The 22,512-nt window shown below is 39.6% G+C and carries 21 protein-coding genes and 1 riboswitch; of the genes, 6 read left to right on the top strand and 15 right to left on the bottom strand.

The window, feature by feature from the left end:
- The first annotated feature begins 16 nt into the window (after positions 1 to 16).
- Positions 17 to 835, top strand: coding sequence for a hypothetical protein (locus T356_RS20105; RefSeq protein ID WP_051563111.1), 819 nt, complete (start codon positions 17 to 19; stop codon positions 833 to 835).
- Positions 836 to 907: 72 nt separating this feature from the next.
- On the opposite strand, the gene T356_RS0103115 is transcribed toward T356_RS20105, so the two are convergent.
- Positions 908 to 2,185 carry an O-acetylhomoserine aminocarboxypropyltransferase/cysteine synthase family protein gene (locus tag T356_RS0103115; RefSeq protein ID WP_026513239.1) on the bottom strand — a complete coding sequence of 426 codons (1,278 nt, stop codon included), beginning with the start codon at positions 2,183 to 2,185 and terminating at the stop codon, positions 908 to 910.
- 225 nt (positions 2,186 to 2,410) lie between these two features.
- Between T356_RS0103115 and T356_RS0103110 the strand changes: the two genes are divergently transcribed.
- On the top strand, positions 2,411 to 2,617 hold the full coding sequence (locus tag T356_RS0103110; RefSeq protein WP_026513238.1) for a hypothetical protein: 207 nt from the start codon (positions 2,411 to 2,413) through the stop codon (positions 2,615 to 2,617).
- 154 nt (positions 2,618 to 2,771) lie between these two features.
- On the opposite strand, the gene nadE is transcribed toward T356_RS0103110, so the two are convergent.
- Genes nadE through T356_RS18180 form a run of 3 tightly spaced genes read right to left on the bottom strand, consistent with a single transcriptional unit; the run spans position 2,772 to position 5,260 of the window.
- Positions 2,772 to 3,521 (bottom strand): NAD(+) synthase, encoded by a 750-nt coding sequence (nadE, locus tag T356_RS0103105; RefSeq protein WP_081777728.1) that lies wholly within the window; start codon positions 3,519 to 3,521, stop codon positions 2,772 to 2,774.
- A gap of 2 nt (positions 3,522 to 3,523) precedes the next feature.
- Entirely contained in the window at positions 3,524 to 4,729 is a 1,206-nt protein-coding gene (pncB, locus tag T356_RS0103100; RefSeq protein WP_026513236.1) for a nicotinate phosphoribosyltransferase, read from the bottom strand.
- A gap of 12 nt (positions 4,730 to 4,741) precedes the next feature.
- Positions 4,742 to 5,260 carry an adenylyltransferase/cytidyltransferase family protein gene (locus T356_RS18180; RefSeq protein WP_051563110.1) on the bottom strand — a complete coding sequence of 173 codons (519 nt, stop codon included), beginning with the start codon at positions 5,258 to 5,260 and terminating at the stop codon, positions 4,742 to 4,744.
- 173 nt (positions 5,261 to 5,433) lie between these two features.
- Between T356_RS18180 and T356_RS18175 the strand changes: the two genes are divergently transcribed.
- Positions 5,434 to 6,309, top strand: coding sequence for a biotin--[acetyl-CoA-carboxylase] ligase (locus T356_RS18175; protein WP_081777727.1), 876 nt, complete (start codon positions 5,434 to 5,436; stop codon positions 6,307 to 6,309).
- Between the two features lie 129 nt (positions 6,310 to 6,438).
- Here the strand turns inward: T356_RS18175 and bioB are convergent, their stop codons facing one another.
- The gene (bioB, locus tag T356_RS0103085) at positions 6,439 to 7,398 is read right to left on the bottom strand and encodes a biotin synthase BioB (RefSeq protein WP_026513235.1); all 960 of its coding nucleotides are present in this window, start codon (positions 7,396 to 7,398) and stop codon (positions 6,439 to 6,441) included.
- A gap of 312 nt (positions 7,399 to 7,710) precedes the next feature.
- On the opposite strand from bioB, the gene T356_RS0103080 reads away from it, so the two are divergent.
- The gene (locus tag T356_RS0103080) at positions 7,711 to 8,247 is read left to right on the top strand and encodes a biotin transporter BioY (protein WP_026513234.1); all 537 of its coding nucleotides are present in this window, start codon (positions 7,711 to 7,713) and stop codon (positions 8,245 to 8,247) included.
- Between the two features lie 714 nt (positions 8,248 to 8,961).
- Here the strand turns inward: T356_RS0103080 and T356_RS0103065 are convergent.
- Entirely contained in the window at positions 8,962 to 9,312 is a 351-nt protein-coding gene (locus T356_RS0103065; RefSeq protein ID WP_026513233.1) for a hypothetical protein, read from the bottom strand.
- Between the two features lie 442 nt (positions 9,313 to 9,754).
- Between T356_RS0103065 and T356_RS0103060 the strand changes: the two genes are divergently transcribed.
- Positions 9,755 to 11,494 (top strand): DUF3558 domain-containing protein, encoded by a 1,740-nt coding sequence (locus T356_RS0103060; protein WP_026513232.1) that lies wholly within the window; start codon positions 9,755 to 9,757, stop codon positions 11,492 to 11,494.
- A 123-nt stretch (positions 11,495 to 11,617) separates the two neighbouring features.
- Here T356_RS0103060 and T356_RS18170 read toward each other — a convergent pair whose 3' ends face one another.
- The 4 genes from T356_RS18170 to T356_RS0103040 form a co-directional block, all read right to left on the bottom strand.
- Positions 11,618 to 11,968, bottom strand: coding sequence for a PilZ domain-containing protein (locus tag T356_RS18170; RefSeq protein WP_051199198.1), 351 nt, complete (start codon positions 11,966 to 11,968; stop codon positions 11,618 to 11,620).
- 107 nt (positions 11,969 to 12,075) lie between these two features.
- Positions 12,076 to 14,262, bottom strand: coding sequence for a J domain-containing protein (locus T356_RS0103050; protein ID WP_026513231.1), 2,187 nt, complete (start codon positions 14,260 to 14,262; stop codon positions 12,076 to 12,078).
- An 11-nt stretch (positions 14,263 to 14,273) separates the two neighbouring features.
- Positions 14,274 to 16,001 carry an Hsp70 family protein gene (locus T356_RS18165; protein ID WP_051563109.1) on the bottom strand — a complete coding sequence of 576 codons (1,728 nt, stop codon included), beginning with the start codon at positions 15,999 to 16,001 and terminating at the stop codon, positions 14,274 to 14,276.
- Positions 15,992 to 17,857, bottom strand: a complete 1,866-nt coding sequence (locus T356_RS0103040; RefSeq protein WP_026513230.1) for a DnaJ domain-containing protein — start codon at positions 17,855 to 17,857, stop codon at positions 15,992 to 15,994. The genes T356_RS18165 and T356_RS0103040 overlap by 10 nt, the downstream gene beginning before the upstream one ends.
- 260 nt (positions 17,858 to 18,117) lie before the next feature.
- Positions 18,118 to 18,210: riboswitch (cyclic di-GMP riboswitch) on the bottom strand.
- 263 nt (positions 18,211 to 18,473) lie between these two features.
- Between T356_RS0103040 and T356_RS20100 the strand changes: the two genes are divergently transcribed.
- Entirely contained in the window at positions 18,474 to 19,898 is a 1,425-nt protein-coding gene (locus T356_RS20100) for a right-handed parallel beta-helix repeat-containing protein (RefSeq protein WP_026513229.1), read from the top strand.
- Positions 19,899 to 20,152: 254 nt separating this feature from the next.
- On the opposite strand, the gene T356_RS0103030 is transcribed toward T356_RS20100, so the two are convergent.
- The 5 genes from T356_RS0103030 to T356_RS0103010 all read right to left on the bottom strand — a co-directional run bounded on the left by T356_RS0103030 (position 20,153) and on the right by T356_RS0103010 (position 22,387).
- Positions 20,153 to 20,779 (bottom strand): nitroreductase family protein, encoded by a 627-nt coding sequence (locus tag T356_RS0103030; RefSeq protein ID WP_026513228.1) that lies wholly within the window; start codon positions 20,777 to 20,779, stop codon positions 20,153 to 20,155.
- A 146-nt stretch (positions 20,780 to 20,925) separates the two neighbouring features.
- Positions 20,926 to 21,333 (bottom strand): hypothetical protein, encoded by a 408-nt coding sequence (locus tag T356_RS0103025; RefSeq protein ID WP_155838962.1) that lies wholly within the window; start codon positions 21,331 to 21,333, stop codon positions 20,926 to 20,928.
- A 7-nt stretch (positions 21,334 to 21,340) separates the two neighbouring features.
- Positions 21,341 to 21,853, bottom strand: coding sequence for a hypothetical protein (locus T356_RS0103020; RefSeq protein WP_026513226.1), 513 nt, complete (start codon positions 21,851 to 21,853; stop codon positions 21,341 to 21,343).
- Positions 21,854 to 21,894: 41 nt separating this feature from the next.
- Positions 21,895 to 22,032, bottom strand: coding sequence for a hypothetical protein (locus T356_RS21025; RefSeq protein ID WP_155838961.1), 138 nt, complete (start codon positions 22,030 to 22,032; stop codon positions 21,895 to 21,897).
- A 31-nt stretch (positions 22,033 to 22,063) separates the two neighbouring features.
- Positions 22,064 to 22,387, bottom strand: a complete 324-nt coding sequence (locus T356_RS0103010) for a hypothetical protein (protein ID WP_026513225.1) — start codon at positions 22,385 to 22,387, stop codon at positions 22,064 to 22,066.
- Positions 22,388 to 22,512: the final 125 nt, after the last annotated feature.

Below are 22,512 nucleotides of genomic sequence, written 5' to 3'. Positions count from 1 at the left end.
ATTGGGGGTATATGACATGAATAAGAGATTTTTATCGACTACAGCGTTGGCAATAGTTGCGGTACTTACAGTTCCTATGGCTTATTGCGTCAGTGATTTTTTTGTGGATAAAAATGATAAGGGTGCGGATGAATTACAATCAGAGTATTCAGATTCTGTTAAGATGGAAGAATCATACTGTGGTGGTTGGGAAATGTACAAGCCAAATGGCTGGGTAGTGAATAACAATTCTAAGCCTGATTGCACACCTAAGCCGGAGTGCACACCTAAACCGGAATGCACGCCTAAACCGGAATGCACGCCTAAGCCGGAATGTACACCTACGTCGGGTAAATTAGAAGAAAAGAAAGACGAGAATAAGGAAGAGAAGAAGGAAGAGACTGCAAAGCCTAATTGTGAAGAAAAGAAGGAGCAGCCTAAACCTACTTGTAACGAAAAGAAGGATGAGGCTAAAAAACCTGAATGCACACCGAAGCCTGAGTGTCAACCTGTACCCCAGTGTCCTCCAGTGCCTGAATGTCAGCCTCAGTGGCCTCAGTGTCAGCCTCAGTGGCCTCAGTGTCCTCCAGTGCCTGAATGCACACCTCAGCCACAGCCGCAGCCGCAACCTCAGCCTGAATGCACACCTCAGCCGCAGCCGCAGCCTCAGGATACAGAGGAGCATCATGACAATCCTCAGCCAAGTGAATCTCAGGACACACCTACACCTGCTCCGGCACCTACACCGGCACCTCAGCCCAATGTGACTCAGAACACAGCAAAGCCCGAGGTAAAAGGTGCTTATAAGCCTAATGTAAAAGGCCCTTATAAGCCAAATGTAGCTCAGAGTAAATAAAGATATATATAATATACTTACATCAAAAAAACCAGACTTCGAAAAGTCTGGTTTTTTGATATACAGAAATATTTATGCAAGTGCATTCTTGATATCTGCAATAAGATCATCCTTATCTTCAAGACCGCAAGACATACGAACAAGACCTGCAGGGATTCCAGCTGCTTCAAGCTGTTCGTCTGTGAGCTGTCTGTGTGTTGATGTTGCGGGATTGAGGCAACATGTACGTGCGTCTGCAACGTGAGTCTCGATAGCTGCGAGTTTGAGCTTTTTCATGAAGCTCTCTGCAGCGGCTCTTCCGCCTTTGAGTTCGAAGGATACGACACCGCATCCGCCGTATGGAAGATATTTTTTGGCAAGCTCATAATACTTGTCTGACTCAAGTCCGGGATAGCTGACTTTTTCAACCTGAGGCTGTTCCTGAAGGAACTTGGCAACAGCGAGTCCGTTTTCAACGTGCTTGGGCATGCGGACGTGAAGTGATTCAAGTCCGAGGTTGAGGAGAAAGGCGTTCTGAGGAGACTGGATGCATCCAAAGTCACGCATAAGCTGTGCTGTACATTTTGTTATGAAAGCACCTTCCTGACCGAATTTCTCGGCATATACGATTCCGTGATATGATTCGTCGGGCTGTGTGAGTCCGGGGAATTTGTCGGCATGAGCCATCCAGTCGAACTTGCCGGAATCAACGATAGCACCGCCTACAGCTGCGCCGTGGCCGTCCATATATTTTGTTGTTGAATGAGTTACGATATCTGCGCCCCATTCAATAGGTCTGCAATTAACAGGAGTTGGAAATGTATTGTCCACGATAAGAGGAACACCGTGTCTGTGAGCTGCGTTTGCAAACTTCTCAATATCGAGAACTGTAAGAGCGGGATTGGCAATTGTCTCACCAAATACGGCTCTTGTGTTGTCCTTAAATGCTGCATCAAGCTCTTCATCGCTTGCATCGGGAGATACGAAAGTAACTTCGATTCCCATCTTAGCCATAGTTACTGCGATGAGATTGAAAGTTCCGCCGTAGATGGAAGATGAGGCAACAATGTGACTTCCGCATTCACAAATATTGAATAGCGCAAAAAAGTTAGCGGCCTGACCTGAAGATGTGAGCATTGCTGCACTTCCGCCTTCAAGAGCTGCAATCTTGGCTGCAACATGGTCATTTGTGGGATTCTGAAGCCTTGTATAGAAGTATCCTGAAGCTTCAAGGTCGAAAAGCTTTCCCATATCCTCACTTGTATCATATTTAAAGGTTGTAGACTGAATAATAGGTATCTGACGAGGTTCTCCGTTACCGGGTGTATAGCCTGCCTGTACGCATTTTGTTCCGATTTTCTGCTGGTCCATAATATCCTCCTGAAAAATCTATAATAAAATCATCATCTATATTACCACAATAAAGATTTGTTTGCGATTAAAGCACATGAAACCGATTTGTAAATTTTGTAAAAATATCTTTAAAATTGAAGCAACAAGGCGATTGTGATAACATATAAGTGTACAAATCCAGTGTACAAGCGGTTTGTTGGTAGGGGAAAATTGACGATTTCAGATATGACAGGGAAAAAACGTATGATTAAAAAATTTTTACCATTATTATTAGTACTTTCTATGTGCCTGACCGGATGCGGCAGGATCAGTCTTGTTTCAGAAAGAAAAGAAACTGAAAAACCCAAGAGACTTATTGTTTTGGTAAAAGAGCGTGAGACTTCAGAGGCTTCAGAAGCTGAGACAACAATTGTTGCCGAGTATGACGATTCTGGTGATTCTGAAGAATAATAAGGATGTTCTGAAAAGAAATAAGGACATTTCATTCTTTTTTCAAAGTCTGTTACAGACGATTAGAGAAGAATGAAATGTCCTTATTATTTGGAGAGGAAAATCCTCTCCAAATAATCGCTCCGCTAAGGATGCGACTCTTTGATTCAACTGCTTATTTTATGTACATCGGAATAGTCTTAAGCTTGTGAAGGTTTATTGCGTGGAGACGGTCAATTTTTTCTTTGAGCGCCGCATCTTCACATTCTCCCGTAAGTATGTACTTATCAAGAGTTGCATAAGTAAATCCGAGCTTGTCTTCATCAGACAATCCACATAATCCGTCGGAAGGAGTTTTGTGGATAAGATCGTTGGGAAGACCTAAAGCGTCACCTATCATGAGCATTTCCGAAACGAGGAAATCTGAGCAGGGGCTGAAATCACCTGCGGCATCGCCGTATTTGGTTGAGTAGCCAACGTAGTCTTCAGATTTGTTACATGTATTTGCCACACGTCCGCCGTTTGGAAGTGACTGTGCGATCGCATACAAAGTTGTCATGCGGATTCGCGGAGGTGTGTTGATATTTGCATCATTTGACATTGTGACTCCGGCTTCTTCAAGAGCTTTTTTCTCACCGTCAACGGCGGGAGCGATATTTACCGTATAAGTCTTGATATCGAGAAGCTCAGCTACTTTCTGTGAATCGGCAATGTCTTTCTGTTCGCCGTTTGGCATCATAACGCCTACAACTCTGTCTTTTCCGAGTGCCTTTACAAGGAGAGCGGCAACAATCGTAGAATCTTTACCACCCGAAAGACCGATTACGGCGCTTGCAGTCTTGCCGTTCTCATCGAACCAGTCGCGTATCCATTTTGTAATTTTTTCAATCTGTTCGTTTGGATCTATCTTAATCATATTTTCCATAATCATACCTTCTCGTGAGCCATTCTCCAGTCGATACATCTCTGTAAGTAGTCTACATAGTCGGGATTCTTGCACATTCCCTTACCTGCTACATCTGAAATCTTAGCTACATCCTGACCGTTGCAGGCTGTTGTCTTCATGACGATGTTAAGTGCATGAACGTTGGTGTCATTTGCAATGTATGTTCCGATTCCGAAAGCAACTTTTGCTCTTCCCTTGAAGTGAGCGTTGATGTCGTTTGCGCGCTTGAAATCAAGGCTATCGCTGAACAGGAGAGTCTTTGTTGTAGGATCTATGCCAAGGCTCTTGTAGTGCTCGATCATCTTTTCACCCCATTCGATCGGGTCTCCGCTGTCGTGACGAACACCTGAGAAAAGAGTTGAATAAGTGAGCTGGAAGTCGCGCAGGAAGCAGTCTGTTGTGATCGCGTCAGTGAGAGCTGTTCCGTTGAGGATACCATACTCTTTTACCCAATAATCAAGTGCGTACCAGTTTGAATAAGCGGGATTGTGCTTGTGGTTACCCTGACCTACGCACATGATCCACTCGTGAGCCATTGTTCCTACGGGAGTTACACCGAGTTTTTTGGCCAAAAGAACATTTGATGTTCCTACAAATATTGAATCGCCGAGTTTGGAATCTCTGAGCTTCTCAACTGCAAGTTCCTGAGCTTCGGCTGAAAGTCTTCTTCTGAGACCAAATTCACTGAATGCACCGATGTTGTATGTATTGTCGGTGAGGAGCTTGATCTTTTCATCAAGTTTCTCCTTAAATGATGCTATGAGCTCGTTGTAGTCATAAGCCATTCTGAAATAAACTTCGTTTACGATGGCAAGTGTGGGAATCTCATAAAGAGATGTGTTAAGCCATGTTCCGTTTGTCTCGATGGAAAGACCGCACTCGGCGTCTGTTCCGATCGTGAAGTCCTCAAATCTGGGATGCCAGAGACGAAGGAAATCTACGTAGGAAGGCTTGATCCACTTGATTCCCTTGAGGTATTCGAGTTCATCTTCCTTGAAAGTGAGATCACAGTAAGCGAGGATCTGCTTTTTGATCTCCTCGACCATTTCTTTTGTGAATTTCACATCTTTGTTTCTGCATTTAAATGTCCATGTTGTTGTGTAGTCAGGGAAGTTGTGATAGATTGCCTGACCCATTGAGAATTTGTAAAGGTCTGTCTCAAGAAGACTTTGAATAATGTTTTCCATTTTTTACTCCTTTTATTTAAGCTTTCCCGTAGTTCTGAGATATTCAAGAAAGTCTTTGTTTATCTCGTCTTCATGCATTGCGGGATTACTTCTTATTTCTGTACCCGAGGTTTTTATCACTTGACGATCCACCAATGTGAAAGTATGATCCGGATAAATTTCTCCCAATTTTTCAACGTAAGATGCCTCACCCGTATACCAGGTAAAGTGCGCGCTATCGGGGGATATTCCTGCATTGCCGAAAAGCTCATCGCCCCAGAGAACCCAGTTCTCGTGTGTGAACGTTCCGTCAAGACCAAGCTTCTTGTCATCGATCTTAACTACGATAACGCGGTCTTTCCTGTCTTTAAACATGTCGGTGACCAGACGGATCCTTGTCTCAAAGTCAATAAAATCACGTCCTCTGTCGGTCTGGTAACCGCAAACTGCAAGAATTATCTTGTCATTTTCTTCAAGTGCTCTTGTTATAAGGGACTCGTGCCCTTTGTGCATCGGTATAAAACATCCGAACACAATTCCAATATTTATCATGTCATTTCCTCTTATCGTTTTGGGTATTATATCACTTTTTTGACAATATTCAAAAGAAATGTGAAAAGAAATTTAAGAATCCGGATTATAAGGGTGATTGAATTGCAAAAGTCATATAACTTTTGGCATAATTATTGCAAAAGTCAAAAAGATTTTTTTCAAGGAGATCATAAATGAGTTCTAAAGACAGGGTGCTGGAATTTTTGGAGCATAATAAAGAAGATTATATATCCGGTGAATATATGGCGGAAAGTCTCGGACTGTCGAGGACTGCTGTGTGGAAAGCGATAAAAGAGCTTAGGAATCAGGGATATGTAATAGAGGCATCCAGTAAAAAGGGATATATTCTCGCTCCTTCTAACGATATAATCTCGGAATCCGGAATACTTGCGGAACTTTCGGAATATTGTCCGGATAAGCATTATGAGAAAAAAGAAAAGATTTTGAGCGCGGTCATTTCGGAACATGGCATGATACAAATACATGAAACGCTTGATTCGACAAACAGAACTGCCAAAGAGCTTGCAATAGCGGGAGCTCCCGGCGGAACAGTAGTTATAGCAAGGAGCCAGACTCTGGGGAGAGGCAGAAGAGAGCACGAGTTCTTTTCTCCCGAGGGAGGAATCTATATGAGCATTATCCTGACACCGGATATGCTTCCAAGTCTTGAACCTGATGTTGTCACAGCACTTGCGGGCGTTTCCGTCTGCGAAGCGGTGCATTACTTATGCGGAATAGAACCGAGGATAAAGCCTGTGAACGATCTTTTTGTTGGCGATAAAAAGATCTGCGGAATCCTTACTGAGTCGGGAACAGAGTTTGATACGGGAACGGTTCAGTGGATAGTCATCGGAATCGGAATAAATTTTGATTCTGATATAAGTGGATTCCCAAAGGAACTGCAGAGCATAGCAGGAGCGCTTTTTAAGCCGGGAAAAGCTAAGGTGACAAAGAACAGGCTTATTGCTGCCATTATATGCAATCTCGCAGGCCTAAGCTCAGAGAGCACCAGGGAAGTTTTAAAAGCATATAATGACAGACTTATCTGAGAATATTATTTTGATACTTCATTGACAAAAAACTTGTGCTGCTGATGCGTTGATAATTTGATAAATTATTTATGAAATAACGCATGTACTGCGTCGTTGTCAATCGTCGATGCTGTGCGGATGGAATGATCACGTTGCGATTTCATATCCGAGAGCGCGGATGTTTTCAAGGTCTTTTTCCAAAGAAACGCCCTTTACAGTCAGCATGTCACCTGAGATTGTGGCATTTGAGCCCGATCTGAAAAAAGATATTCCCGCATCTTCGATGATATCCCTTCCTGCCGCGAAGCGAATCTCAGACTTTGGTAATATGAATTTAAAAATAGCGATGATCCTTCTAAGCTCGTCTTCAGACAGGTAAGGATAAGCTTCCATGGGGGTTCCTTTAATAGGTTTTAGCATGTTGATCGGAACAGACTCCGGATTTACTTCACGAAGCTTAATGGCCATATCTATCCTGTCTTCCCAGCTTTCTCCGACGCCGAATATACCTCCGCTGCATAGTTCCAGACCTGCTTCATGGACCAGTTTCATTACTTTTATTTTTTCATCTGTGGTATGCGTTGTGCATAACTTTCCAAAGTACTTAGGGCTTGTTTCGATATTGTTATGAACGCGCTTAACTCCGGCCTTTTTTAATTCTTCAAGATCTTCTTTTGTTAAGAGCCCCAGAGATACGCATGGGACAAGATTTGTTTTCGATACTATCCCTTTTACGTTTTCACATATCTGTGTAAGTTCTTCGCGGTTTACTTTTCTCCCCGATGAAACCTGGCAGTAGTGGGTTATTCCGGGCTTGTTGCGCTTCTTTGCATCATCTACGACGTAATCTGTATCCCTCACTTTATATTCCGGAATATCCGCCTTTGAACAGCTCGACTGAGCACAGAATTTGCAGTTCTCAGAACACCGTCCGCCTTTTACGCTCAAGATGGCGCACATATCAAAGCTGTTTCCGTTATATCTTTTTCTTATCTCATCCGCTGCAGAAGCGACTTCTTCGAGATCTGCATCTACCAGAAAAAGAGCCTCCTCCTTGGAAATCATTGTGCCGTTTAATACTTTTTCTTTTAATTCATTTACAGTCATAGTTTTTCTCTCCCGTTATTGGTGCGAATAATGTCAAATGTCATGAAAGCAGTAAGCCGTTGTGGTTATGCTTGCCAATTGCATTTTAGTATAAGCCGTAAAAAAATATTGTCAACCGAATAATTTAAAGAGGTTGACAATAAAAACGATAGAATATATACTCCATAGTGCTACTGTCATCAAATAACTCGACTTATTTGGTGACAGTAGCACTAGTGTGTTGACTCTTGATCAATTGCGAAGTGAAATAATTAATCAAATTGTCAACAAGACATCGCACTGATATTAAACATATTGAAAGAAGGACTTGCTATGACCGAACAGAATAATAAGACCAAAAGACTTGTAGTAAGTGCGCTTTTCGCCGCACTTTTATGTATAGGAGCATATATCAGTATTCCGCTTCCTATTCCCGGCGCGCCGCATATAACGATGATAAACTTTGTAGTTGTACTTATTGCATTGTTATTCAACCTCGGAGAGTCATTTCTGATTGTTGCCGTGTGGATGCTTCTCGGAATAGTAGGTATTCCCGTCTTCATAGGAGGAAAGGGCGGCATAGCCTACCTGATTCAGCCATGGGGAGCCTATACATGGGCATTTATCGTAGTCGCCATACTTATCCCCCTTATCCGCGGAAAGTCCTACAATCGCATCAGATACACCCTCAGCGCAGTCATCGGTGTTGTTGTAATAGACATAATCGGAATGCTTTACCTTATGGCAATGTCACACTACAATTTATTGACAGGCTTCGCAATGGGATTTGCCCCATTCATTGTCCTCGACCTTGTCAAAGCAGTAGTTGCAGCCCAGATAATACCTGCATTTAAGAAAGTGATTAAGTAATTACCGAAGTCTAGTGTCTTGGCAAGATGACTTTTGATCAATTACGAAGTGAAATAATTCAAGTACAAGGCGGAGGATTGAGTCGATGCGGGCATCGACGATTGACGACAACGCAGTACATGGATTATTTCACAAGTAATTTATCTAATTGTCATCTTGCCAAGCCACTAGTTCCTTACCCCAATTGCTTCAGTCATGGATTCGGTCACAAAATAAGTATCAAACGCCACCGCCATCACATCATCCCGGCAATCATGTATGTTTCCAGTGCTGATAAGCATTCTTGAAGCAGTTCATTCTCCATCCACATACGTCTCTGAGCTTTTATTCGTGCCTGTTCTTTTAAGCTCTCTAACTTTTGTTTTTGAAAATTATCCATGTCTATTATCCTTATACAGCATCATACAGCGGGATTTTTAAAATTGCATCTCTTGCTGTCATAATCAAGGCAAATACTTGCTTTTCAACAGCAAGATTCATAAAGCTGTTTATTCCGCTGTCATTCCCAAGGCATAAACTGTTTTTTCAACAGCGCCTTTTATAAAACTGCATTTTCCGCTGTTATGCTGCAAATACAAACTTTATTTTTGACACCGAAAATCATAGATTCATCTGTTTCCGCTGATTTCCCCAAATTCTTTCCGAAGAATAGGCTCCGTGCTCAATGACGCAGCCTCAAATCCATGATAAAAACGGTCTGCGTTTTTTAACTAATCAAAGAAATACTTCGTGAAGTTTAAAGACAACAAAATCGCCTTCCTCCAACATAAGCGGAGGATGTGTCAGTTTAAATTTTTCTCTTGCAACAATATATTCTTCAATTTCCTCTCTTGTTTGAAAGAGTCCATATTGATTTAATTTAAATTGCGTAAATACAAACGGAATCTCATTATACACGGCAGAATAGTTGTCGCTCACAGCATACGCGTAGTCATAGCCTAAGAATATCTTTTTGAAATCAGGACAATCAAACTTCGGATCCGGTATGTCTGTTTCACAAAGTAACAGCCTGTATTTTATATTTCGTTTTTCTGCTTCCGCTACATATTTTCGTATGTAATTCATATCGTTACAGGCCGCTATCCATGTGTGTTCGTCAAAATCATAAAAGGTTTTATCTATATACTCATTATAATAGCACTCAAAAAAAACGGCACCTCGTCTTCAAAGTTTAAGAACCAATTCTGAGCCGTATTATAGCTAAATCCGCTACCATCGATTCCCTTATAGGACCAATGTTAGTAAAAACCTTTTTCTCACTCAGACAGTACCCCCAACTTCATTTAATATCATCCCAAACTTTCATATGCTATTATAAAAGAGAAATAATAATCAGTATCTCTACAAAGAGATTTTAACACAAGCCAAAACATGTATTTAAATCTAAAACAATAATATAAACATTCTTGGATTACTTTCATACGAGATACGCAACAAATGCGCATTTCTTTAATTTCATCAAAGAACACATACATAACTTGGCTTAAGGGAGGAAAGTATTATCATTATGAAAATCAAAAACTTACTGCCGGCATTGGGGATTATGCTGGTTCTTTCAGGTTGCACACCTATATCACCTGGCAATGCGGATCCAAGCACTGCTGCCGAGGCTCAAAGTGGTACGGCAGCCTCTACTTCTACAGACAACTCCGGAGAAGCTGTTGATTTGTCTGACTCAGAGCTGATGGAATTCACAACTCTTTTTAACACAACTGAATACAACGGTTTTCTTGTTAACGGCTTTAACAGCCCCGAAGACATAGACTGGGACGCAGTTATCTCAAACGGCGCGGGAGTTGCTACGAGAAATGCCGGAGTCTCTGAGATAAATGACTATCTTGACGCTACAGGAAAAAAAGAACTTGATTCCGAATCAGTCCTTTATGTCATTAAAAATTCCGATCTTGCAAAGTTCATTCAAAAGCATACCGGCACGGAAATATCTCCTAAACCGGAAGATCTCTCATGGGATTATTTGGATAAATACGATTCATATTATTTTTATACAAGATACCTGCTAAAAAACAACTTTGATTGCACTTGCACATCAGGCGAAAAAAGCGGTGATACGTATACTCTTAGATTTGCGTACAATGCAGGTACAGACGATTCAGGCGAAGCCACTACCCAAAATAACTATGGCTTTTACGCCGACAGAATCCTTACCCTTACAAAGTCCGGCGACGATATCGTAGTGAGATCAAATGAGATTCAGTGGGACGATCACAGCGATCCAAAGCTCACAAAAGACGTGGAACTTCCTCAGTTCGATACGCCGATACACGTTGTCACATATAATGAAGAGCCCTACAATGCATGCATGGCTCTTGTAAAAGATGGCAAATCCTTAATAAAATACAAAGAAATTGATCAAATAAATTTGCTATGGCAAAGCACTTTTATGGATGATGTCATGGAATATACGGAAGTACTTGATTATGATTTCTTTGATTTTAATGCCGACGGCCTGAAAGATCTGGCAGTTATTCAGAATTCAGATTACGGCAAATATTTGCGCTTATTCAGTGCATCACCTGATGAAGACGATTTTTATATTTTTTCAGAAACAGACGAAACAAATCTAATGGCAACAACCTCTGATTTTAGTATGAATAGTATCAAAGCCGCTTTGCTAAATAATTCAGATGAGGCAAGTACTAAAGACAGTTATCAAAAAGCGTATTTACAGATAGCTCATATATACAAGGTGCTATTTGATCCCTTATATTTGGGATATAGTATATCTGACAAAGATACTCTAAAATATGACCTTATAAATATTGATACTGACAAAATTCCTGAGCTCGTGATTTCCTCGTTAGGTTTTGTATCACTATATACATATAAAGATAATATTCCTATTTGTCTAATCCAAAGAGAAAAAACCGGATGGTTTGATCCTGCCGGTTCATATTCTCAACTATATTATGCACCTGAGAAAGGAATCTATTATTCATATGATAGTGATTATCACGTTTTTAATATAAAATATACAAAAGTGCAGGATAATAGTTATATTATAGCCAAAAAACTATCTTATACAGATATTGACAAAGATGACCGCGCATCATCTGATGAAGAATTTAAAACAGCCGCCGGCTTTGAAAACGCCGAATACATAAATGAAACAGGCAAACAGATGACTGATGACGAGATTAAATCTTTGGTGAATCTTTATAACAGCTACGAGAAAAAAGAACTCAAAGGCACCATGGACTATGATGCTCTTATTGATAAATTAAAATAATATATCCTCGTATTCCAGAATCCATAGCGGAGCGTTTTTATATCATAGGAAAGCAATTTCATCTGATATAAAAAAGGCTCAATGCAGTGCCATCTCTGCATTGAGCCTTAATATTATTCAAATTCAATTCTCACCGTTCTTCTCATTATATTCCTGAATAGTTGAATATACATCGATACGAGCCTTCATATCTTCGGGCATTCCGACAAACATTGAACCATAGTGGAAAGTATCACCGTTCTTTGATGCTCTTACGATCTGAATGAATACGTGAAGGACCTCTTTTGTCCATATTGTAAGGTTAGCTTCGTAATTAGCGCCGATTGTAAGCTGCTTGTTTGTTGAGAATCCAACGCCGTCTCTTGATGCATCGGTAATTGTGATCTCAACTGTTTCGAAGCTTTCACCGCCGATTTCCTTAAGGAGTATTTCGCCTGCCAAATCAAGTCTCTTGGTTCTTCTTCTATTATCCATTATATAACCCCCGAAAAAAAGTGTTACTAATATAATACCTTATTAGAAAAAAATAGCAACTATTTTACACTATATCGGATAACACATGCTTCAAACAACTTAATAATTCAATCGATAGCCTTATGTTTCTCGGCAAGTTTACCCAGTATAGCATCGATAGCTTCCTCATTTCCGTGACAAAATTCATATCTCTTGCCGTCTTTTAATTGTATCAAAAGTACCGGCTCATTATTCGAAAATTTTTTTCCAATATATGAAAACTCATCATATCCGATCACTATGGGCTCAAAATGCTCCATCGAAACCAAATAATCATTAAGTACATAAATCTTATATTTCTCACTGCGATAAGCATCCACATCAAGCATCTGTTTTTGCGCATCCATAAGCTTGTCTACGGGTATCTTACGCAAATTATAAAGCAATTTGATCTCACCGGCTGCATAAAGATTCATTACTCCGAATACCGATATCCACAACAAATCTCTCCACTGCGTGAAAAATGATTGGCCGTCTGCTATACCATAAGCCATCATTATATCTATCACGAGCATACATATGATATAAACAACCGCTCCCCAATAATTCTTCTTAAAGTCTTCTGCAACCAGAAAGCTTGACTTAAAATGCTCAGCTTTTCCCCCACTATTAGCATCTGTTTTTCTGTTATCTTCACACATAATCTGCTTCTTCCAAGCATTTATGAGCGTCATTACTTCCATTAATGCATCAACAGAATAAATACCAATAAACTGATTTGCTCCATTGTTATAGGTCACCTTCAGTTTAGGCGCTGTATTTTCAGATTCTGTCGCATATTCAATTGAAGCAATATTTTTAAAAGGAACAGTATTAAAAATATTATCTTGAACACAGATAAGACATCTTCTGAAAATCCATACTTCGTTATTCATTACACTTACTGCATGACCGCTCTTTATGTCCTTTTTTAATTCCGTTTTCAGAATAAGCTCACACATAAATATAAAGTAACACAATACATAAAAAGCACATACTATAAAAACAAACCCCGAAGCAGATATACCAACTAATTCCAAAATAATGAAAAGCCAATTTATCACACGCATAATAATATTTTCTTTTGCCAAGCCTGAAAACCAGTTTCCAAACGCAAAACAGCCGGCCAAAACGCCAAGTGAGATCAGACACACAACACCGCTGACTAAAAAACTAACACGCACACGCGCCCACAGCCCCGATAGACTGTACAACTTTTTTATATAAGAATACTCACCGAAAGAAGCCTTTTCTACAGGCTCTTCTCCCACATTAGTGCTTCCGTTCTCAGCAATATGATCTATCAAATACGCGTAGTTCTTATTACCCAGTCTCATTTTTAGGACAACATTATTATCAAGATCATATATTGTCAGCTTCTCCGCCTTTTGATCCACAGAATATGACAGTTCTTCGCAAAAGTAATAACTGACCGATTTTTTATCATAAAAAAGCAGTATATCTTTTATCGGTAATATATTAGTTCTCCGGTTAAAAGGCGTATCTTTGCCAAACCTGATCCAGCCGCAAATAACAGGAGTCGGGTAATCCAGCAGCCTGCAAAAACATTTTTGCACATCATCTGTTGAAAATTCCGGAGTGCTATCTGAACTACTATTCACCACAGGGCAAATCGATCTGAATCTTGAATGGAGAAGCGCTTTCTGTGAATCGGTTTTATCAGCAAAAAAAATCTTTTCAATAACATTTGCAGCGCCGTTACTGAGTCCACCGCATTCGCTTATGATATCAAGTGCGCTCTCAATAAAAGCCGGGGTAATCTCCTCTTTATAAGGCGACTTATCCCAATTAAACATAATCGTCTCAATAACTCTCTCATGTCCGAAACGCTTTTGATCGGTATGCACAAAAGACAGCATTCTTCCAAAAAGACTAATCATTCTCCTTTGCCTGGCTGAAAGCGTAACGTCGTACTTAGCACCGCTAAAGTCATATCCGGAATTATGTGTATTTTCTTTTTCCGCATCGGCGCTGTCATTGGCACTATCAAAGTCATTCTTTTTATCAGCTTCAACATCATCTCCATCTGTCATCTGTGAAGATTCGCCGTAAACTTCATATATTGCCCGCCCCTGATGGCTCGCATGACTCTTAGCTATCTTTATTGCCATCTTGTACGCATCCCTAAGCTGCTTAAACTCCTCCGGATGCTCAGTCGGGTGATACTTCTTTGCCACTTGTGCATAAGCAGCCTTGATAGCCTCGATATCTGTAGTAGGCTCTGTTTCAAGCCAATCCCAAATACTCTTACCCATATGTTTTCCTTTTAATCTTTGGCATCCATATCCTCAAAATACTCTTTCCACAGGTCTGTAGTCTCGGTCCTAAAGCTGAACATGTTTTTCTCGATCTGGTCGAGTTTCATGGAGAAGATAACCGAAGCTTTTTTGCATTCAATTACGGATGCCTTGTCCAAAAATGCGTTAAATGCTGTGATCTCATCTTCAAGAAATCTTCTCTGATTGACATTTCCTTCCTCATACATTCTTTCGGCCTTTTGCAAAAGAAACTGTATCTCGGGAATCTCTCTTGGATCCTGCTTAAGTTCATCCATTCGAAGCTGCAGCTGTTTAAGGCTGTTTTCATCGTTTCCTTCCGTCGCTCCTCTTTTCCTGTGAACCTCCTTGCCGTTGGCAGGACAATAAACATCAATATCAAATATTCCGTTAAGATCATACGAAAAGCGCACATCAGCATACACTTCGCCCTCAGGCTTTGGCGGAACATCAAAAGTAATAGTATCCAGTAAAAGATTGCTTGAAGCCTTCAGCTTTTCGCCCTGGAAAACATTAAACTCAAGCCTGTCCTGCATAGAATGTGCCGTGTAATATCTTCGCTGTATGCTTACAGGAAGCGTCTGATTCTTTGGAATAATAACCGACATCTTGTCGCCGACCACATCGATTCCCAGTGAAAACGGACAGATATCCGTCATTACAATGTCTTTTACCTTATCCATTCTAAGAGAAATTCCCGTTGCAACGCCCGTTCCCTTGCATATAGCGCTGTCTCCGTCAATATCCATCCTTATCTTTCCGGGGAAAAGAGATTCCAGATAAGCGCGAACGATCGGCATCTTGGAAGATCCTCCGACCATGATCACACTGTCGATATCTTCCTGGGCCAGCATCGCATCATTCATAAGCTTCTTAAGAATAATTGTGAGCTTTCTGAAAATAGGCGAAGAAATATCGATAAGTCCCTGCTGTGTAAGGCTGTACTCGTATTCTTTTCCCTCTAGATTCACCTTTTTATCGATACTGTTTGATTCCGAGAGGCTGATCTTGATGTTCTCGCCGTTCTTTATGAGAATCGCCTTATTCTTGTCACTTATAAGCTTCCATTCAAGTCCGAAACTTCTGCACATATCCATGGCGATAGCCTCATTAAAGTCCTTACCGCCAAGGCAGTTATCGCCCGAAATATTGGCAATCTCAACCATATTTGCAAATGCATCGACCACAGTGACATCAAGCGTACCACCGCCAAAATCAAACACAATGAACTTCTCATCCTGATCGATATGCTCATAGTGATATGACAAAGCTGCTGCCGACGGCTCATTTACAAGCTGTGTCACGATAATTCCCGCTCCGACACCCGCAAGTCTCGTAGCTTCTCTTTGATGATCGTCAAAGTATGCAGGAACACTTATAACCGCCGATTCAACTTTTTCACCAAGATACTTCTCAGCATCCTCGACAAGTTTCTTTATAATTATCGAAGACAACTTTACAGGGGTAAAAAGATTTCCATTCCCGAGATCATACTTGATATCGCGCCCCATCTGTCTTTTAAACTCCGAAACAGTAGTTCCGGGATGCGTTATAAGCCGCTCTTTGGCTACCTTTCCTACAATAATCTTTTCTCCGTCCAAAGAAATAACGGACGGAGTCAGATATTCTCCGAATTCGTTCGGGATAAGCTCAACGTTTCCGTTTCTGAACACGCTTACCAAACTGTTTGTTGTACCTAAATCTATTCCTACGACCATTTTCTACCCTCCAATTGTCTCATAAGTATATTAGTCATGACCTCTCTGATAGCAGTCTCTGAATTCATGTCACAATAATGTACCTCTCCACTCCTAAGAACCATCTTCAATTTTGCAGATTGTTTTCCGGGAATTGCCTTAATACATTCGGTTTCCCCGATATCATCCAGGGGAAGGATTATATAACCGGATGTAATCGCATAGATTATATATCTTTTAAATAAAAAGACTTTATTCCCCAATACATACTCTGCTTTTCCGTCCTTAATATCTTTTCTAAATTCCTGCATATGCGTTATGCCTATCCTAAAAATTGAAGTCACTTTCACTATTTGCATAATTACATGCATGAACAAAATAAAAAATATTGCCGAGCCAGCTTCGGACAACAACATAATAATCACCCACAACACTTCGATAAATGGGTGTCTGTCCAAGAAAAATGAATCGTCCAAAAATCCCAACCATGATATGAAAAATCCGCCAAGCAAAATTAATACCCATATAAGCCCGGCTTTTATTTTCTTTGAATATTTGCCAAAGATCCTCGAATACTTATCAGTATTAGATATGAATCCTGACTTATCAATAACTTTTTCTCCGATATATCTGCTCTTGTTTGTTACAAGCCTGTCCAAGAAATGCATATATTCCAGCGCACCTGTCTGTACTTCTATAAGCATCGAATTATCGGGAGCAAATATCGTAAGTTTATCCGAAGACGGATCTACTGAATAAGACAGCTCTTCCCAGATAAAATATTTCAAAGAATATTTTTTTCCAAAAAGTAATACATCATCGGCAAGCACAAAATAATTATTCTTACCTTTCTTTATCCAGTTTCCGTAAGTAATAAACCTGTTTGAAGCGGTCTTAGGGAAAACGTTTCCTCCGCAGAACCACTTTTCAACATCTACTTTAAATACATGATTTCTGTTATATGAATTATGCCCATTTGGAAATAGTGACTTAAACTTTGAATAGATCACACCAATCCTGGGATCCGAAATATCTTTAAACAGTCTGCTTTCAATTATGGTTACCGCATCATTACCAAGCTTTGGATAATCACTTAAGATATCAACCAGATGATCGACAAATACCGGCGTCAACTCCTCTTTATAAGGCGATATATCCCAATTCCACATGACCGTCTCTATCACACCGCCATGCCCGTAATATGCAGGATCATCCCTGATCTGTAACATGATTCTCGTAAAAAGCTTAAGCATTCTGCTCTGCCTGTCTGAAAGAGAATCATCACAAGACACTTCGCTGAAATCATAATCAGGCTTTTCTGTTTCTTCGTTGTCCGGAGCTTTCTTGCTTATTTGGAAAGAAAGATCTTCTTGATCTTCGGGGGCTGAGTCGTCTTTGTTTATGTTGAAAGAAAGGTTTTCTTTATCATCTCGTTCTGACTCTTGTTTGCTTATGTCATAAGAAAACGAGCCTTCATTCTCTTTATGACCTTTTCCGTCAAAATCTTTTTTATTTATATCAAAAGAGAGTTTTTCTTCATCTTCCTTCTCTGACTCTTTTTTGCTTATATCATAAGAGAATTTTTCTTCTGTATCTTCCTGATCATCTCCATCAGACTCGTCTTTGTTTATTTCATATGAAATATGCTTAACTTCCTCAAAATAATCACCCGAAGTCATCTGCTCCTCATAATACCTGTTGCCGTGATCATTCTTGGCATAAGCAATTGCAGATTTAAAGCATTCGCGGAGCTTTTTAAACTCCTCGGGATGCTCTGTGGGGTGATATTTTTTTGCCGCCTCGGCATATGCTTTTTTTATGGTGTCAACATCTGTTGTAGGCTCTATTTCAAGCCATTCCCAAATACTCTTTTGCATCTTTATCTAAATATCCTTGTTTGTCTACGCATCGGTCGCATCCTTAGCGGAGCGTTTTTATTGAATAGAGAATTTCAGAGAAATTCAAAACCAAAGAGTCGCTCGCGACTCTTTGCGCGCCGATGCGCGCAAGCTTTAGCTTGCATAATTCATCTGCGCATCGGTCGCATCCATAGCGGAGCGTTTTTCTTGAATAGGGAATTTCAGAGAAATTTCCTATTCAAGAAAAAGACTGCAACACCGGCGAATTCCTCCGCCAATTTTGCAGTCAAACCATCTTTTCCTAATCTATATCTATAAAAAGATTTACAACTTTGCGCCCATACATCACTGTATGTTTGCCTAATTTCATTATTCATCGATTATTTTTAAACAAATCATTAACATATTATCACGCATCATAAATATTATCAATCGAAAAAGAGATAATAACGCTATTTTTCTATTTTTATCCAACGCAGTTATGATACGTATTTATGCACATTCATGAACTAATATTCATTTTTCATTCATTTTCACGTAACAGTGTGTTATCGTATTAACGTGATTGGCCAATCACCATACGCTACCGCTATAGTAGCATCAAACATAATCTTAAGGCAGAAAGGTACATTTCATGAAAAAGAAAAATTCTGTATTTGCGTCATGTATATTAAGCGCATTTTTATTCACCGCAGCAACTGCATCTCTTTCTTTGGAAGTAAATGCTGAAGAACAAAATCCAAAACGTATCGAAGTAACAGCAGACACAGAAAATGCAATCACAAACGCTCTTAAAGACGCTGTCAGCGGAGATACTCTCATAATTCACGCAGGAGAATACAAAGAGCAGATTTGTATCACAACTCCCAATCTTACTATCAAAGCCGAAGAAGGTGCTATCCTTAACGGAGAAGACATCAGTCTGGAAAATGAATCCGAAGTAAAAAGCGACTCAATGGTATATATTGAAGCTGATAATGTATCAATAAGCGGTCTCGAGATCAAAGGACTTAAGCTTCATCATATATCCAAAAAAATTGCCCCTAAGGGAATTTACGTTGCTGAGGGATCCGATTACGTCAGCATAACAAATTGTACAATTCACGACATGGGTATCGCAGAATACGATCCGGCTTTCAACAAAGAAACCGACAGTTACAATGCACACGGTATTCTTGCCGAAGCTCAGCCGTACAATCCAATAAAAAACCTCAAGATCAAAAAATGTACGCTTTATAATCTCACACTCGGTAACAGCGAGGCTCTTGTCGTAAACGGCAATGTAGAAAAATTCGAGATTTCAGGCAACTACATCCATAACTGCGACAACATCGGCATTGACGCTATTGGTTATGAGCAAACCACCGACGAAGATTCTGCAGAAAAGGTCGAACTTGACCGTGCTCACGACGGAAGAATTTTTGAAAACATTGTAAAAAATAACTCTTCAGAAACAAATATCACTTATGATTATGAAGGATGCGCTGCCGGAATATATATTGACGGCGGACGCGACATTTGGGTTTTCGATAACTTCGTTTCAAACTGTGATACCGGAATCGAAGTAGCCACCGAGCATTTAGGCAAAACCGTAACAGGCATTAAGGTTACAAATAATACCCTTATCGAAAACAACGGATTAGCCGGTATTATCATCGGCGGCTCCGATCCCAGTGAAAACGGTGATGCCAAAAGCTGCATATTCTTCAACAACACTGTATACAACACCGCAGGAAGCTGTCTCACAGTTCAGCTTGCCAAAGATCCTTCTAATGTCGTCAAAAACAACCTCTTCATTTGCAAAGATGAAGCAGAAATCTATTATGCAGACGAGGAATCTTACGGTACATTAAATAAAGATGTTCCGGACAACTCAATAACCGGCAATATGTTCAACGAGGATATTTCCGAAGAACACGCCGAAGTAATGGATAATAATAAGACCTTTGAATTTAAAAAGATTTCCATTCCCAGTAACAAAACAAAAGATACAGCTGTCATAATCGAAGCTTCCGAGAACATTCAGGGCCTCGGCTCAACAGGTACACAGCTCAAATAACATGCTGTAAGCATATGAAAAAGCAATCTTCCAAGAATGGGCTTGATGATTATCAAGTAAAATTGACCCTGGGGGCAATTTTAAGTGTAAATACAACATATCGGATTCATTATTTAAAGTACCGCCAAAATGTATTTTAGCCATGTCCACTTCTTGGGGACTATTTTACTCTGGTACTGTTTATTTGACCTTTATTTGAACAGTACCAGAGAGTCTTAGTGTGATTATCTTCAGATAATCTGCAAAAGGGAATTTTAGAAAACATCCCAATGAATTCTATCCTTGATATCAATATCTTTCTGCTTAGGAATTAATGCTTTTTCTTTCGGTCTTCCCATCCCAATAAAACACGGCATATAGTATTTCTCTGGATAACCAAGTACTTCCCTTGCGTGTTCGCTCTCATTTCCAAGTGGGATACGAAGATTACATCCATATCCTTCAGCCGTTGCAGCAAGAAATATATTTTCAATGCTACACCAAATTGATGCAAACCCGTTAAGATGAGATATATTCTCAGGATGTAAAATATCTGTTTTTTGCTCCAAAAGTGGCAAAATGATTGCAGACGCATCAAAAAGCATTCGATACTGCTTGGGTACTGCATTACGATAACACTCCTGCTGCAGACTGTCATTCAGATTCCAATCTTTAATTAACTGATTCATATCCTCGTCAGATATTCCCTTTGGAACTATGTCAAGTAGTTGCGCGGCAGTCTCACGATCTTTAACAATAATGAAATGCCAATCACGCATATGATCATTGGTAGGAGCTTTCATCGCAGCAGAAATGACTCTTTCGATAACCTCCTTCGGTATGTCCTCGGACTCAAAGTCACGGATAGTTCTTCTTTTCTCTATAACTTCATAAAACTCCATACAGTCTCTCCTCCCTGAACATATAAACTGTAAGTATAACATGTATTCTAACACATATCAGACTCTCTTTTTTGCATAAATGAAGGTACTTTCAAAGAACGTATCCAAAGTTTATCTCCCACCATGCTCCTATACCCCCGCTCTTATCAGGGAGTATCTTCTTTAAACCACCTTTCAATATGGCTCGCTAATTCAGGTATATCACTTACAGCCTTATCACATATTTTAATGTATTCATCGCCAAAATAATCTTTCTGAAGCATTAATTTCTCTTTTTCTCCTTGATACATTTGTTTTACTTCAGAAACAGTTAAAAAGTAATTCTCTTTACGAGTATAAGGATTTCTAAAAATCTCCCAATTTGCATTTCCTTTAAAATTTTCTATGCACTTTAACAACGTATCAAATTTTTCATCTTTTTCCTTTAACCGAAAAACCAGCATTGGTATACTTGAGTACACATCATTTATATGAAACATCGTATATCTCATCCATTCTATCGGAAGGTAATTTTTAAGCATTATGCCTATCATAGTTTCATATTCTTTATCCATATTAAAATCAGTATCTTCCTTCATCTGCTTCAACAACATTGACCAAGACTACACTATCTACATCATCATCTAAATCATCCAAATCAAAATGAAAGCCATCTCCCCCTCTGTACGTATAATACCGTAGCATTACCGTTTTCTCATCTGTATCACCAATAGTGCCGACAATCAGAATGATATGGAACTCTTCATCCGGAAATAAAGCATGAAACTTATATCCCCACAGTTCAACAATATCAAATGCCAGTCTCAAGCTCTGTTCATAAGTTATTCCGTCAAAATAACTTCCAATCAAAAATTCGCTTCGACTCCACTCCCACTCTGACAGCTCGTCATAATCGTAGTTTTCTACTGTTTCTTCAGACACTCTTTCTCGATCATCAATTTCCATAAAAATCCCATCTTGAACTTTATAAATCGTTGGATTGATCACAGAAAGTTTTCCGGTAAAACAAAAGTTATTATCCATATCCTTTATTTTTAAATACTCTTCTTGCATGCGCTTGTTCATTACTATCATAAAAGATTCCTCACTCCCAGATAGCAGATTGCTTTTTTAGCTTATTCAAAAAAATCCATATCCGCTTCCGTAAGATTCTTCAATCTGTTTGCAATTTTATTCAATGCTTCTCTTTCCACAACCCATTCGTTAACATTCTCAAAAATCACTGCTATAACGTATGGATCTCCTATAACCATCTTTACCATCCTTTTTATTTCTACATCTCAACTACGATTCTTCTAATAAAATATTAAGCCCTCTATTTAGATTATTAATAATATCCTGAACAGTATCTTCTGCTCTATCTCCATACCAAAATGTCGGTACCTGATCACTATCTTGACGCATAGCCAAAATGGTAAATTCAACAAAATCATATGGTCGAAAATCTGGCTGTGATACACATAACTGTCCTAAATGATGCGCTGAATCTATATTAGCCACAAACTCATTTGAATCATCTACCGCTATGCTTATATCTAATTTATCTGCATACAGAACTTTAATGCCATAAAGCCATTCTCTACATACTTTTATTTTTTCCTCAAACATCCAAGATTCCTCCTAAATAGCCAATGGCTATAAAAACCAATTCTATATGAAAATAGCAATCTTCCAAAAATAGGCTCTGATTGTCCAGACGGAAGATTGCTTTTTTCTCATCATTTTATCTTTAT

The sequence above is a fragment of the Butyrivibrio sp. LB2008 genome (assembly GCF_000621565.1).
GTDB lineage: Bacteria > Bacillota > Clostridia > Lachnospirales > Lachnospiraceae > Butyrivibrio.
This window is presented reverse-complemented; position numbering and strand designations above follow the sequence as displayed.